The following is a 13,781-nucleotide window of genomic DNA, read 5'->3' as shown; positions in this document are numbered from 1 at the left end:
GCCGGGTTGAGCTGCGCGGGAACGACCCGTATCGTCGCTCATCGAATCGATTCGATCGGAGTTCCAGCGTGACCACCACCCGGGCTCGGCCCGCCCCCGAGCTCTCCCGTGCCCGCACGGCCGTCGTCGTCGCGTTCGCCGTGAACGGGCTGGCCTTCGCCTCGTTCATCTCGCGCACGCCGGCGATCCGCGACGCGCTGGGACTGTCGTCGGCGCAGCTCGGGCTGCTGCTGCTGTGCCTCTCGGGCGGCTCGATCGCCGGGCTGCCGCTGTCCGGGCCGATCGTGCACAAGCTCGGTCCCGGCCGCACGGTGCTGACGGGGGCGCTGTCGGTGGCCCTCGGGCTGGCGCTGCTGGTGGTGGGCCTGGTCGCCGGCGTGGTGCTCCCGGCCGCGGTCGGTCTCGTGTTCACCGGGCTCGGCAGCGGGATCTGGGACGTCGCGATGAACGTCGAGGGCGCGGACGTCGAGCGCCGGCTGGGCCGGTCGCTGATGCCGCGGTTGCACGCCGCGTTCAGCCTCGGGACGGTCACCGGCGCCGGGCTGGGCGCCCTCTCGGCCGCCACCGGTGTGCCGCTCGCCGTGCAGGTGATCGTGGTCGCGGCCCTGGTGCCGGTCATCGTCACGGTGGCCACGCGACGGTTCACGGCGCACGTCCCCGCGCCGGTCGAGGAGCGCTCCGCCGGATCCGGCACCCTGGCCGCCTGGCGCGAGCCGCGGACGCTGCTGGTCGGGCTGATGGTGCTCGGGTTCGCGTTCACCGAGGGCAGCGCGAACGACTGGCTTGCCGTCGCGTTCGTCGACGGCTACCGCACCGACCAGACGCTCGGCGCCGTCGGGTACGGGTTCTTCGTCGTCGCGATGACATTCGGGCGGACGTTCGGCGGAGCGGCGCTGGAGCGGTTCGGGCGCGTGGCGATCCTGCGGACGATGGCCGTCCTCGGGGTGGCGGGCCTGCTGCTGGTGCTGCTCGGCGGCTCCACGCCCGTCGCGCTCGCCGGGGCGCTGCTGTGGGGGGTCGGGGCCTCGCTGGGCTTCCCGGTGGGCATGAGCGCCGCCGCGGACGACCCCGCACGGGCGGCGGCCCGCGTGTCGGTCGTGAGCTCGATCGGCTACACGGCGTTCCTCGCGGGACCGCCGTTGATCGGGCTGCTCGCCGAGCACGCGGGCATCCTGCACGCGCTGTTCGTGGTGCTCGGGGCACTGGTGCTGGGCCTGCTGGCGTCCGGGGCGGCGCGGCCGCTGGCGGCGACGCCCGAAAAGGACTGATCACCCAGGTTACGGGCTGTTTTCCAGTCCGTTTGCGGGCTTGACAGGCCCCCTCCGCGCCAGCGACGCTGTTGCGCGTTGTGCACGCCGTTCCGCACTGCGCTCCCGGAGACCGACATGATCCACGTCTGCGCCCTCGCCGACATGCCTCGCGGCAGTGCCCGCCGCCTGCCGCTCAGCCCGCCGGTGTCGGTGTTCCACACCGACGACGGCGAGCTCTACGCCATCGACGACACCTGCACCCACCAGGACGCCTCGCTCGCCGACGGGTGGCTCGAGGGGTGCGAGGTGGAGTGCCCGCTGCACGCGGCCATCTTCGACCTGCGCACCGGCGAGCCCGACGGTCTGCTGGCGCGCGAGCCCGTCCGCACGCACACCGTGGTGCTGGAGGGGGATGCGGTGTACGTGCTGCTGGCCGACGGCGCCGCGCTCGAAGCCGCCTCGTGACACTCGCCGAGCCCGGTCTCGCTCAGCCCAGCCTCATCCGCACCCCGCCAGGCTCTGCGTACACCGACGCGTCCGTCTTCGCGCGCGAGCAGGAACGGATCTTCGAGACCACGTGGACCTGCGTCGCGCTCGCGGCCGACCTCACCGGTCCTGGCGCGTTCCGCACGGTGACGGTGGGCCGGGAGAGCGTGGTGCTCGTCCGCGGTCGTGACGGCGTCGTGCGCGGCTTCCTCAACGTGTGCCGGCACCGTGGTGCGCGGGTGTGTGCAGAGCCTGCGGGGCAGCTGCGCCGCAACCTCCAGTGCTCCTACCACGCCTGGACCTACGACTTCACCGGCAAGCTCATCGCCGCCCCCAACCTGACGTCCATGCCCGACGTCGACCGCGTCGAGTACGGCCTGCGCCCCGTACACCTGCGGGAGTGGCTCGGCTACGTCTGGATCTGCCTGGGCTCCGACGACGCCGGGGAGCCCCCGTCGTTCGAGGACGACGTACTGGGCGAGATCGTCACGCGCCTCGGCGACGTCGCGTCGATCGAGCACTACGACGTGGAGCACCTGACGCTGGGCCGCCGCATCACCTACGACGTGGCGGCCAACTGGAAGCTGATCGTCGAGAACTTCATGGAGTGCTACCACTGCGCCACGATCCACCCGGAGCTCACGGAGGTGCTGCCCGAGTTCGCCGACGGCTACGCGGCGCAGTACTACGTCGGCCACGGCGCGGAGTTCGCCGCCGGGGCGGAGGGTTTCACGGTGGACGGCCGCGCCGGCGCCGAGCGGCTGCCCGGCGTCACCGAGGAGCAGGACCGCCGCTACTACGCGATCACCATCAAGCCGCAGGTGTTCGTGAACCTGGTGCCCGACCACGTGATCGTCCACCGCATGACCCCGCTGGCCCCCGACCGCACCGTGGTGGAGTGCGACTGGCTCTTCGCCCCCGGGGTGACCGACATCGATGCGAGCGTGGAGCTGTTCCACCGCGTCAACCAGCAGGATTTCGAGGCGTGCGAGCGCACCCAGCCCGGGATGAGCAGCCGGGCGTACCGCGACGGCGGGGTGCTCGTCCCGAGTGAGCACCACATCGCGACGTTCCACGCCTGGGTCGCCGACCGGTTGAACGGCACGTGACGCTTGCTGTCGGAGTCGACGTGCCCGGGTGAGCTGGGCGATGTCGTGCCGGGCTCGCCGTGCACCTCGTACTTCGTGTAGCGGTAGATCCGCCATGTGTCGTCGACCAGGCGCGTGTAGCGGCCCACGTCGCGTAGGACCCGCTCCGTGCTCGCGTGCACCTCGCCCTCGTACTCGATGCCGATCTTCAGCTCGGGCCGCGCCATGTCCAGCCACACCGCCGTTCGGGGATCAGGTCGGGGTGGAAGCGGCAGCGGTTGGCCAGCGCGTCGACGGCGGCCACCACACCCTCGACGAGGTCGAGGAGGCGCGCGAGGTCGAACGCCGTGCGCAGGGGAGTGATGACCCCACAGGCCGTCGACGAGCTGGATCTCGTCAGGGGCGAGCCGGTCGCGGTGGACGAGCAGGCCCGGGTGCTCCCGTTGCCGCCCACTCACCGTGACTTCGGCCGGGGGCACACGGTGCACCGAGCAGTTCGGCGGCCGAGTACCCCGACACCACACCCCGCCCGGCCACGAGCAGTCCGGCGCCCCGCGATCGGAGCTTCAGCGTCGGCTCCTTCTCCGACGCGGGCGCATAGATGTCAGGGAACAGCTTCCGGAACCGGGGCCCACACAGCCGCGACCACGTGACGAGCCCGGCGGCGACCGCTGCCGACCCGCGGAACACCCCGGGCCCACCCGGAACAACGTTCACGGTGCGGAGCGTGCCCGATGATCACCGGTTGCGTGGACGATTCGGGAAAGTCGCGGTCGAACCGCGAAGACGTGCCGTCACTCGCCGAACCAGCCCATCTTCTTGCTGATCTCCGCCGCCCCCGCCTTGAGCGGCTCGATCAGCGTCGCGAGGCGCTCCTCGGTGAGCCGGTAGCTCGGGCCGCTCACGCTCACCGCCGCGATCACCTCGCCGGCCCGGTCCAGGACCGGCGCGGCCACCGCGTTCAGGCCCGTCTCGTACTCCTCCACGGCCAGGGCGTACCCGTCCTCGCGCACCCGGGCCAGCTCCACGTCGAGGGCCGCGGCGCTGGTGACGGTGCCGGACGTGAGCCGCGTCATCCCGGACGCCGCGAGCAGGCCCGCACGGTGCTCCGCCGGCAGGTGGGCCAGCAGCACCTTCCCGCTCGACGTGCAATGCAGCGGCGTGAGGCGACCGATCCAGTTGTGCGTGGCGACCGTCGACGGACCGCGGGCCTGGTCGACGTTCACCGCCCAGTGCTCCTGGAGCACGGCGACGTTGATCGTCTCGCCCATCTCCTCGGCCATGCGGTGGCAGATCGCGCGGCCCTGCTGGGTGACGTCGAGGCGGTCGGAGACGGCTCCGGCCAGCGGGATGAGGCCGAAGCCGAGGCGGTACTTGCCGCGGTCGGCCGACTGTTCCACGAGCCCGCGGCCCTCCAGCGCGCCGAGCAGCCGGAACGCCGTGGACTTGTGCACCTCGATTTCGGAGGCGACCTCGCTGACCCCGGCCTCACCGCGTCGCGCGAGGATCTCCAGCACGCTGATAGCCCGATCGACGGATTGGACACCACCGTCGCGACCAGCCGTGTTGCTCATAGCAAAACTATTAGCACCAAACGGGACCGAACGCTTGACGCTGGGTCGAATCCGGGCACGATCATCGGAGTGGCCGACCTCTATATCGACGGAATGTGGACAGCGGGCTCCGGGGGCACCGCCGAGGTGATCAACCCCTTCGACGCCAGCGTCGCCGCGGTGGTGGACCAGGCGGGACCTGACGACGTCGACCGGGCGGTGGCGGCGGCGCGCGCAGCCTTCGACACCGGGCCGTGGCGCACCACCCCGGCCCCGGAGCGGGGCGCGATCCTGCGCCGGATCTCCGAGCTGCTCGTGCGCGACAAGGAGTCGATCGCGCACACCGAGACCCTCGACACCGGCAAGACGCTCAAGGAGAGCCGCATCGACGTCGACGACGTCACCGCGGTGTTCCGCTACTACGCCGACCTGGCCGACAAGGACGCCGGGCGCATCGTCGACACCGGTATGGACAACGTGCTGTCCCGCGTGGTGCACGAGCCCGTCGGCGTCTGCGCCCTGATCACGCCCTGGAACTACCCGCTGCTGCAGCTGTCGTGGAAGGTGGCGCCCGCGCTGGCCGCCGGCAACACGATGGTGATCAAACCCAGCGAGGTCACACCGCTCACCAGCATCGTGCTCGTGCGGCTGTGCGAGGAGGCGGGCGTGCCGCCGGGCGTGGTCAACATCGTCCTCGGCGACGGCCGGTCGGTGGGCGCCACGCTCACCGAGCACGACGACGTCGACATGGTCAGCTTCACCGGCGGCCTGGCCACCGGGCAGGCGATCATCCGCGCGAGCGCCGCCACCGTGAAGCGCGTGGCCGTGGAGCTGGGCGGCAAGAACCCCAACATCATGTTCGCCGACACCCCAGTCGACCTCGCCGCCGACTGGGCCATGACCGCGGTGTTCCTGCACTCCGGCCAGGTCTGCTCGGCGGGGGCGCGGCTGATCGTCGAGGAGTCGATGCATGACGAGCTGGTGGCCGAGATCGCGAAGCGCGCCGCGCTGATCCGGCTGGGCAACGGCCTCGACGACAGCAGCGAGGTCGGCCCGCTGGTCTCCGCCGCCCACCGCGCGAAGATCGAGGACTTCGTGGCGTCCGCGCAGGCCGAGGGCGCCACGGTGGTCCTGGGCGGGAAGCGGCCCGAGGACCCGGATCTGCAGAAGGGCTACTTCTACGGCCCGACGATCCTCACCGGGGTCCGCCGCGACATGCGCGTGATCCGCGAGGAGACGTTCGGCCCGATCATGACGGTCGAGACGTTCCGCACCGAGGCCGAGGCGATCGAGCTCGGCAACGACACCGAGTACGGCCTCGCCGGCGCGGTCTGGACACCCGACATGGCGAAGGCGCACCGGGTCGCCGGGGCGCTGCGGCACGGCACGGTGTGGATCAACGACTACCACCCCTACGTCCCCGCGGCGGAGTGGGGCGGGATGAAGCGGTCGGGCAACGGGCGCGAGCTCGGTTTGACCGGGCTGGCCGAGTACCAGGAGCACAAGCACATCTGGCACAACACCGACCCCGCGCCGTCGCGGTGGTTCTCTGGAGAGGAGCGCCCGTGAGTACCACTGAAGATCGGTCCACCGACGACGGGATGGCCGAGTTCGGCTACAACCAGTCGTTGGAACGCAGCATCGGGAAGTTCGCCAGCTTCGCGGCCGGGGTCAGCTACATCTCGATCCTGACCGGCACGTTCCAGCTGTTCTACTTCGGCTTCGCCAACGGAGGCCCGACCTACTGGTGGTCGTGGCCGATGGTGTTCGTCGGGCAGCTGATGGTGGCGCTGTGCTTCGCCGAGCTGGCGGGGCGTTACCCCGTGGCCGGGTCGGTCTACAACTGGAGCAAGCGGCTGGCGGGGCCCACGGTGAGCTGGCTGGCCGGCTGGATGATGTTCACGGCGTCCGTCGTGACGCTGGCCGCGGTGGTGCTGGCCTACCAGGTGACGCTGCCGCAGATCTGGAGCGGCTTCCAGCTCGTCGGCGACGGCACGGGCGCCAGCTTCGGCCTCAGCGCGGTGATCTGGGGCGCGATCCTCGTCGTGTTCACGACGGTGGTGAACGCGTTCGGCGTCAAGCTGATGGCCCGGATCAACAGCACCGGCGTGTTCATCGAGCTGATCGCCGCGATCCTGCTGGTGATCATCCTGGCGGTCAACATCGTGAACCCGCCGAGCGTCATCGTCGACACCACCGGCTACACCTCGGGCCCGGGCGGGTACGCCGGGGCGTTCCTCATCGCGGCCATCGCGTCGGCCTACGTCATGTACGGCTTCGACACGGCCAGCTCGCTCGGTGAGGAGACGGTCGACCCGCGCCGCACCGGCCCCACGGCGATCCTGCGCGCCGTGATCGCGTCGTTCGTCATCGGCGGCCTGATCCTGCTCTTCGGCATCCTCGCCGCGCCCAACCTGTCCGACCCGGCGCTGGGCCAGGCCTCCGGCGGGCTGCAGCTGATCGTGCTGCAGGCGCTCGGCGGCCCGCTGGGCAAGGTGTTCCTGGTCTGCATCGTCGTCGCGATCACGGTCTGCGCGCTGGCCGTGCACACCGCGGGCATCCGGCTGATGTTCGCGATGGCCCGCGACAACGCCCTGCCCGCCGGCGCGGCGCTGGCGAGGATCGACCCCAAGCGCAAGACGCCGGTGGTGCCCGCGGTGGTCATCGGCGTGGTGGCGGTGCTGATCCTGGCGGTCAACATCGGCACCCCGGAGATCTTCACGGCGGTCACGAGCGTGGCCGTCATCATGATCTACGTGGCGTACCTGCTGGTCACGGTGCCGATGCTGCTGAAGCGGTTCAAGGGTGAATGGCCCGGCCCGGACGCCCCGAAGGGGTACTTCTCCCTCGGGAAGCTCGGGTTGCCGGTCAACATCGTCGCCGTCCTGTGGGGCGCCGCGATGGCGATCAACCTGGCCTGGCCGCGGGTCGAGGTCTACGGCGAGGGGCCACTGCGGTTCATCGCGTTCATCTTCATCGGCGCGATCGTCGTGATCGGGCTGGCCTGGTTCCTGTTGCGGGGCCGCCACCACCTCGGGACGCTGCCGGAGCACGTGCGGCAGAACCTGGAGGAGGCACCGTGAGCGAGCTTGCGAGCTCCGCAGACAGCATGAGCGACACGTTCGACTACGTCGTCGTCGGCGGCGGGTCGTCGGGCTGTGCGCTCGCCGCCCGGCTGTCCGAGGACCCCGCCGTCACCGTCTGCCTGCTGGAGGCCGGGCCGTCCGATGTGGACGATCCGGCGATCCTGCGGCTCGAGGACTGGATGGGGCTGCTCGACTCCGGCTACGACTGGGACTACCTCGTCGAGCCACAGCAGCACGGCAACTCCTTCCTGCGCCATGCGCGCGCGAAGGTGCTCGGCGGCTGCTCGTCGCACAACTCGTGCATCGCCTTCTGGACGCCGCGCGAGGACCTCGACGAGTGGGCCGCAGGAGGCTGCACCGGCTGGAGCGCCGACGAGTGCTGGCCGCTGATCAAGCGGCTGGAGACCAACGACGGGGAGTGGGACGGCCACGGCCGCTCCGGCCCGGTCAACCTGCGCCAGATCCCGCCGGACGACCCGTGCGGGGTGGCGGTGCTCGAGGCGGCCGCGGCGGTGGGGCTGCCCACCGTCCGGTTCAACGAGGGCCACACCGTCACCGAGGGCGCCGGGTTCTTCCAGATCAACGCCGCGGCCGACAACACCCGCATGTCGTCGTCGCACGCGTACCTGCACCCGATCATGGGCACGCGGCCCAACCTGGAGGTCCGGACGGGCGCGTGGGCGTCGAAGGTCCTGTTCGTGGGGAGGAAGGCCACCGGCGTCGAGTACCAGCAGGACATCGGCCCCGGCCGCCAGGTGGTGAACGCCCGCCGCGAGGTGATCCTCTCCACCGGCGCGATCGACACCCCGAAGCTGCTGATGCTGTCGGGGATCGGCCCGTCCGCGCACCTGCGCGAGATGGGCCTCGACGTGCTGGTGGACTCGCCCGGCGTCGGCGCCAACCTCGACGACCACGTCGAGGGCCTCGTGATGTGGGAGGCCGCCAAGCCGATGGTCACGACCTCCACGCAGTGGTGGGAGATCGGGCTGTTCGCGCGCACCGAGGAGGGGCTGGACCGGCCGGACCTGATGATGCACTACGGCTCGGTGCCGTTCGACCTCAACACGGTGCGCTGGGGCTACCCGACCACCGACAACGGCTTCTGCCTCACGCCCAACGTCACACGCGGACGGTCGCGGGGCACGGTGCGGCTGCGCTCGCTGGACTTCCGCGACCGGGCGAAGGTCGACCCGCGGTACTTCACCGACCCCGAGGGCCACGACATGGCCGTCATGCTGCACGGCGTGAAGCTCGCGCGGCGGATCGCGGAGCAGCCCGCGCTCAAGGAGTGGATCACCCGGGAGCTGACGCCGGGCCCGGACGCGGTGACCGACGACGACCTCGTCGACTACATCACCAAGACCCACAACACCGTCTACCACCCGGCGTGCACGGCGAAGATGGGACCGGGCTCCGACCCGATGGCCGTCGTGGACCCCCAGCTGCGCGTGCGCGGGGTGGAGGGGCTGCGGATCGCCGACGCGTCGATCCTGCCGTTCCTGCCGGCGATCAACCCCAACATCACCTGCATGATGATCGGGGAGAAGGCCTCGGACCTCATTCGCGGCTGACGTCCAGCACCGTCACCCCGGTGGCGGTGCCGACCAGCACCCGGCCGTCCCCGATCACGGCGACGGGACCGGTCGGGTCGGTCACGGGCAGGACCGTGCGCACCGTCGCGGAGGCCGGGTCGATCACGGCCAGGCCGCCGTCGACGGGGGCGTAGGCGCGGGTCCCGTCGGACGACGCGGCGATCCCGAGCGGGACGACGCCGGCCACGAACCGGGAGGTGCCGACGACGGGGTCCACCACCGACAGGTCGTTCCGGGCCGTGACAAGGACCCGTGACCCGGCGACGGCGACGTCGCGCGCGTAGTCGCCGACCGCGATCTCCGCCGTGACCCGGCCCGCGACCGGGTCCACCACCAGCAGTTTCCCGGCACCCGTCTGCTGCAGCTCGTACCAGGAGACGAAGAGCGTCGTGCCGTCGGCGGCCAGGGCGTCGGAGACGGGGGCGTTGCCGACGTCGATGCGGCTCGCCACGGTGGGCCCGGCCAGGTCCACCACCGCGACGGTGGACGACGTCGTGACGTAGCCGCGCGTGCCGTCCGCGCTGACGGCGATGCCGCCCCCCGAGTTGCCGACGCTCACCGAGCCCACCTCACGACCGGCGGTGACGTCGATGACGTGCAGGCCGCCGTCCTGGTCGACGACGTAGGCGCGCGTGCCGCCGGGGGAGAAGGCGGCCGTGCCGACGACCGGCCGCACGAACGCGCCGCCGACCGGCACCGTCGCGCGGACCGCGCCCGTCGTGACGTCGAGGATGTCGGTGTCGGCCTCCCCGACGGCGAGGGCGGTGCGGCCGTCCCGGCTGATCGCCAGCGTCCGGGCGGTGACGGTGGCCAACGGGCCGATCGCCGCGGGCGCCGAGGTCGTGGTGGGAGCGGGGCGGGCGGTGGTGGGGGCCGGCAACGACGAGGTGTCGACGACCGGTCCGAGCCCCGCGCCGGAGGCGCCGCCGCTCAGCGTCACCGCCCCCACGATCGCGGCGGCCACGACACCCGCGCCCACACCCGCGGCGACGAGCCACCTCCGCCGGTTCCCCGCACCGGTCCCGCCCGGGGCCGGCGTGGGCAGCCACGGGACTCCCGGTGCGCGCGAATCCCCCGACCCGTTCGCACGGAGGCCCCGACTCGCGGGCACGGAGGCCCCGACTCGCGGGGGTGCGGTCAGGGCCGTCCGCGCCGCCGCCGCCAGGGCGCCGGCCGTGGGGTAGCGGGCGTCGGGGTCCTTCGCCATCCCGCGCGCCACCACCGCGTCCAGGCTCCCCGGGATGCCCTCGCGCAGCTCGGACGGGCGTGGTGGGTCCCTCGTCAGGTGCGCGCCCATCACGGCCAGCTGGCCTGTGGCGGGGAAGGGCCTGCTCCCGGTCAGGGCCTCGTGCAGCACGCAGGCCAGCGCGTAGACGTCGGCGCGGCCGTCGATCCGCCGGCCGTCGAACCGCTCGGGGGCCATGTAGTGCAGCGTCCCGACCGTGGAACCGGTGGCCGTCAGCGACGTGTCGCCGGTGATGGAGCGGGCGATGCCGAAGTCCACGAGGTAGACGAACCCACCCGCAGTGACCAGCGCGTTCGAGGGCTTGACGTCGCGGTGCACCAGGCCGTCGGCGTGGGCGGCGTCGAGGGCGCTCGCGAGCTGCGTGATCACGTCGACGGCCCGTTCGGGCGTCAGCGGGCCGTCCCGCCGGAGGAGGTCGCCCAGGTCGTCGCCCTCGACGAGACGCATGTCGAGGTAGAGCCGGCCGTCGATGGTGCCGAAGTCGTGGATCGGGATGATGTGCGGCTCGTTCAGCTTCGCGACCAGCGCAGACTCGCGGCGGAACCGCGCCTCGAACGCCGGGTCGTCGGCGAGGTCCGGGATGAGGCGCTTGAGCGCGACGAGACGGTCACGCACCGTGTCGTGCGCGCGGAAGACCTCGCCCATCCCGCCACGCCCGAGCCGCTCCAACAGCTGGTAGGGCCCGAAGGTCTCCACGGGTAGAACCTACTGGTAGCTGACGAACACCGGTGGCGTCGGTGGGATCGGCACCGTCTGGGCGGGCGTGAACGTCGGCTTGTCCTCGTCGATGAAGTTCTTCCAGCTCCAGCGGATGTTCGCCGGTGCGGCGCCGTGCAGGGCGTTCCAGGTGGCCGTCTTCTCCGACGGGGTGCCGAAACCGTCGGAGTGGATCACCACGGCCAGCTCGTCGCGGGAGGTGTCCAGCCGGGCCCTGTCCTTGATCATCGTGAGCCGAACCGGTGCAGCATCAGGAGCTTCTGCGGCAGTGCCTTGTCGCGCGTGAGGTCGGCGAGCCACGTGACCGCGCGGTTCACCTCGTCGACGCCCACCGAGCCGATCTGCACGCGGTGCACCTCGTTCGGGCCCAGCCGCCTCTCCGGGTCCAGGGCCAGACCGACGTTCGGCTCGGCCAGCAGGTCGGCGTAGCGCTACGCCTGGGTGAGGAAGTCGGCGCGGCCGGGCTGCAGGTCAGCACGACGTAGACGCCGGCGGCCTTCGCCGCGTCCACCCACGGGCGGACGGCGGCGGGGGAGAGCTCCGAGGAGTAGTCGCCGTCGGCGCCCGGGGTGGCGCCGGCGACCGTCGTGATCAGCTCGAGCGCCGGGACGACGGTCTCCCTCACCAACGGCTGGTATTGCGCGGCGAGCTGCTTCGCCCGGGCCGCCGACGCCGGGAGGTCCTGCTCGCCGAGCACGCTCAGGGCGGCGCTGCCGGGGGTGCCGTAGAGCGCCGTGCCGGGGCGTTGCGCGGGTCGGCGCGGGGGACGGTGGCCGTGCGCGCTCCGGACGCGGTCGCCGTGGCCAGGGCGGCGGCGCGCACCGGTGCCCCGTCGGTGAGGACCAGCACCTCGGGCGCGGCGGCAGGGCGACGACGGCGGGCAGGGCCACCGCATCGCCACCCGCCGTAGGTATCGGGAAGGATGGGCCCGTGGGCGGTGCGTCGGCGTTCCTGAGGGCGCATCCGCCCTTCGACGCGCTCGACGACGCCGAGCTCGCCGCCCTCGCCGCGGTGGCGGAGCCCGAGGAGTACCGCTCCGGCGCCACGGTCCTCGCGCCGGGGGAGCGCCCGCCGGAACACGTCCGCATCGTCGAGGGCGGTCTGGTCGAGCTGGTGCTGGGCTCGCGGGTGCTCGACCTGCTCGGGCCCGGTGAGCTGTTCGGCCACGCGGCGATGCTGGCCGGGCTGCCGCTGGGCTTCACGGCCGTCGCGCGCGGGGCCACCCGGTGCCTACGGCTGCCCGCCGACGCCGTCCGCCCGCTGCTGGGACGGCCGGAGGGGCTGCGCTACGTCGCCCGGTCGCTGCTCGCGCCGACGCTGCTGGCCCCGACCCCGCACGTCGGCCCGGACCCGACGCAGCGCGCGGTGGGCGACCTGCTGCGCGCCCCGCTGTGCACCGCCACGCCGGACACCCCGATCCGCGAGGCCGCCCAGCGCATGACGGCCTGCGGGGCGTCCGCCGTGGTGGTGCCCCTGGGGCCGGGCCGCGTCGGGATCCTCACCGACCGGGACCTGCGGGTGGTGATCGCGGACGCCACCGACACCGCGGCTCCGGTCCGCGACGCGATGAGCGCCCCCGCCTGGACCGCCGCCGCCGACCGCCTCGGCGGCGAGGTGCTGCTCGACATGCTCGACCGCGGCATCCGCCACGCCCCGGTGCTCGCCGCGAACGGCGAGGTGCTGGGCGTGCTCGAGGACGTCGACGTCGTCGCGGCCACCACCCGCGGCAGCTTCGGGCTGCGGGCGGCCATCGCGCGGGCCGGCTCGGTCGACGAGGTGACCCGGGCCGCCGCCGAGCTGACGCCCACGGTGATCGCCCTGCACGACGCCCGGGTCGCCGCCGCGGACGTCGCCGGGATCACCGCGGTGGTGGCCGACGCCGTCACCCGCCGCCTCGCCGAGCTGGCCGTCGCGGAGCTGGGCCCGCCGCCCCGTCCGCTGACGTGGCTGGCGCTGGGCAGCCTGGCCCGCCGCGAGGCCGTGCCGTCATCCGATGTGGACAGTGCGCTGGTGTGGGCCGGGCCCGAGGGTGACGCCGGGGCCGCCGCCTACGGCCGCACGTTCGCCGAGCGGGTGCTCGCGGGCCTCGCCGCGGCCGGCTACCGGGCCGACACCAACGGCGCCGTGGCCACCAACCCGTTGTTCCGCCGCTCCTACGAGGCGTGGGCGGCCGCTGCCCGGAGCTGGTTGCGCGACCCGTTGCAGGAGAAGGCGCCGATCCTCGTCTCGCTGGTGGTGGACGCGCGTCCGGTGTGGGGGATCCGGTCCAGCCTGCCGGTGCCCGACGTCTTCCGCGACGCGCGGCGCCATCCCGAGATGCTGCGGCTGCTCGCCCGCTATGCGCTGGCCCACCGCCCGCCCACGGGGTTCCTGCGCGACTTCGTGGTGGAGCACTCCGGCGCCCGTCGCGGCACGCTGGACCTGAAGCGCGGGGGTCTCGTCCCGGTCGTCGACCTCGCCCGCTGGGCGGGGATGACGGCCGGTGTGACCAGCGCGTCCACCCCCGCCCGGCTGCGCGCGGCCGCGGCCGACGGGGTGCTCGACGCGGGCGCGGCGGCCACGCTGGAGGAGGCGTTCCACCTCGTCCTGGCGCTGCGGCTGGACCACCAGGTCGAGCAGCTGCGCGCCGGCGCGGAACCCGACGACCTGGTGCGCCCCCGGGATCTCTCCCCGGTGACCAGGGCGTCGCTGCGGGAGGCGTTCCGGGCGGTGGCGGCCGTACAGCGTCGCATCACCGGCGAGCTGGACGTCGGCGTCCGCTGA

13 protein-coding genes are annotated in these 13,781 nt (G+C 72.8%); 8 read left to right on the top strand and 5 right to left on the bottom strand.

Going from position 1 to position 13,781, the window contains the following annotated elements:
* Positions 1-68 precede the first annotated feature (68 nt).
* From BGP03_RS15205 to BGP03_RS15195, 3 genes are all read left to right on the top strand, one after another.
* Entirely contained in the window at positions 69-1,268 is a 1,200-nt protein-coding gene (locus tag BGP03_RS15205) for an MFS transporter (RefSeq protein ID WP_298796447.1), read from the top strand.
* Between the two features lie 117 nt (positions 1,269-1,385).
* Positions 1,386-1,715, top strand: a complete 330-nt coding sequence (locus tag BGP03_RS15200) for a bifunctional 3-phenylpropionate/cinnamic acid dioxygenase ferredoxin subunit (RefSeq protein WP_296377390.1) — start codon at positions 1,386-1,388, stop codon at positions 1,713-1,715.
* Entirely contained in the window at positions 1,712-2,845 is a 1,134-nt protein-coding gene (locus BGP03_RS15195) for an aromatic ring-hydroxylating dioxygenase subunit alpha (protein WP_296377391.1), read from the top strand. The genes BGP03_RS15200 and BGP03_RS15195 overlap by 4 nt, the downstream gene beginning before the upstream one ends.
* A gap of 187 nt (positions 2,846-3,032) precedes the next feature.
* Here BGP03_RS15195 and BGP03_RS15190 read toward each other — a convergent pair whose 3' ends face one another.
* A complete protein-coding gene (locus BGP03_RS15190) occupies positions 3,033-3,278 on the bottom strand; it encodes a hypothetical protein (protein WP_296376172.1) in 246 nt (81 codons plus the stop codon).
* Between the two features lie 340 nt (positions 3,279-3,618).
* A complete protein-coding gene (locus tag BGP03_RS15185; RefSeq protein ID WP_296376170.1) occupies positions 3,619-4,398 on the bottom strand; it encodes an IclR family transcriptional regulator in 780 nt (259 codons plus the stop codon).
* A 93-nt stretch (positions 4,399-4,491) separates the two neighbouring features.
* On the opposite strand from BGP03_RS15185, the gene BGP03_RS15180 reads away from it, so the two are divergent.
* Genes BGP03_RS15180 through BGP03_RS15170 form a run of 3 tightly spaced genes read left to right on the top strand, consistent with a single transcriptional unit; the run spans position 4,492 to position 9,034 of the window.
* Entirely contained in the window at positions 4,492-5,946 is a 1,455-nt protein-coding gene (locus tag BGP03_RS15180) for an aldehyde dehydrogenase family protein (protein WP_298796502.1), read from the top strand.
* A 32-nt stretch (positions 5,947-5,978) separates the two neighbouring features.
* Positions 5,979-7,460: an amino acid permease gene (locus BGP03_RS15175; RefSeq protein WP_298796499.1), complete on the top strand. Its 1,482-nt coding sequence runs from the start codon at positions 5,979-5,981 to the stop codon at positions 7,458-7,460.
* 26 nt (positions 7,461-7,486) lie between these two features.
* Positions 7,487-9,034: a GMC family oxidoreductase N-terminal domain-containing protein gene (locus BGP03_RS15170; RefSeq protein ID WP_296376168.1), complete on the top strand. Its 1,548-nt coding sequence runs from the start codon at positions 7,487-7,489 to the stop codon at positions 9,032-9,034.
* Here BGP03_RS15170 and BGP03_RS15165 read toward each other — a convergent pair.
* The 3 genes from BGP03_RS15165 to BGP03_RS15155 are packed head-to-tail and all read right to left on the bottom strand — an operon-like array spanning position 9,021 to position 11,365.
* Positions 9,021-10,997: a serine/threonine-protein kinase gene (locus BGP03_RS15165; protein ID WP_298796444.1), complete on the bottom strand. Its 1,977-nt coding sequence runs from the start codon at positions 10,995-10,997 to the stop codon at positions 9,021-9,023. The two genes, BGP03_RS15170 and BGP03_RS15165, sit on opposite strands and share 14 nt — an antisense overlap.
* Before the next feature lie 9 nt (positions 10,998-11,006).
* Positions 11,007-11,246 (bottom strand): hypothetical protein, encoded by a 240-nt coding sequence (locus BGP03_RS15160; protein WP_296376162.1) that lies wholly within the window; start codon positions 11,244-11,246, stop codon positions 11,007-11,009.
* The gene (locus tag BGP03_RS15155; RefSeq protein WP_296376160.1) at positions 11,243-11,365 is read right to left on the bottom strand and encodes a hypothetical protein; all 123 of its coding nucleotides are present in this window, start codon (positions 11,363-11,365) and stop codon (positions 11,243-11,245) included. Before BGP03_RS15155 ends, BGP03_RS15160 begins: the two co-directional genes overlap by 4 nt.
* Before the next feature lie 240 nt (positions 11,366-11,605).
* Here BGP03_RS15155 and BGP03_RS15150 point away from each other — a divergent pair, with 240 nt between their 5' ends.
* Together BGP03_RS15150 and BGP03_RS15145 are read left to right on the top strand one after the other, a co-directional pair.
* Positions 11,606-11,746, top strand: coding sequence for a hypothetical protein (locus BGP03_RS15150; protein ID WP_299736573.1), 141 nt, complete (start codon positions 11,606-11,608; stop codon positions 11,744-11,746).
* 202 nt (positions 11,747-11,948) lie between these two features.
* A complete protein-coding gene (locus BGP03_RS15145) occupies positions 11,949-13,781 on the top strand; it encodes a putative nucleotidyltransferase substrate binding domain-containing protein (protein WP_296376157.1) in 1,833 nt (610 codons plus the stop codon).

The sequence above is a fragment of the Pseudonocardia sp. 73-21 genome (assembly GCF_001899645.1).
Taxonomy (GTDB): Bacteria; Actinomycetota; Actinomycetes; order Mycobacteriales; family Pseudonocardiaceae; genus Pseudonocardia.
Note: the sequence above shows the minus strand (reverse complement) of the source record. Positions and strands in the feature narration are given on the sequence as shown.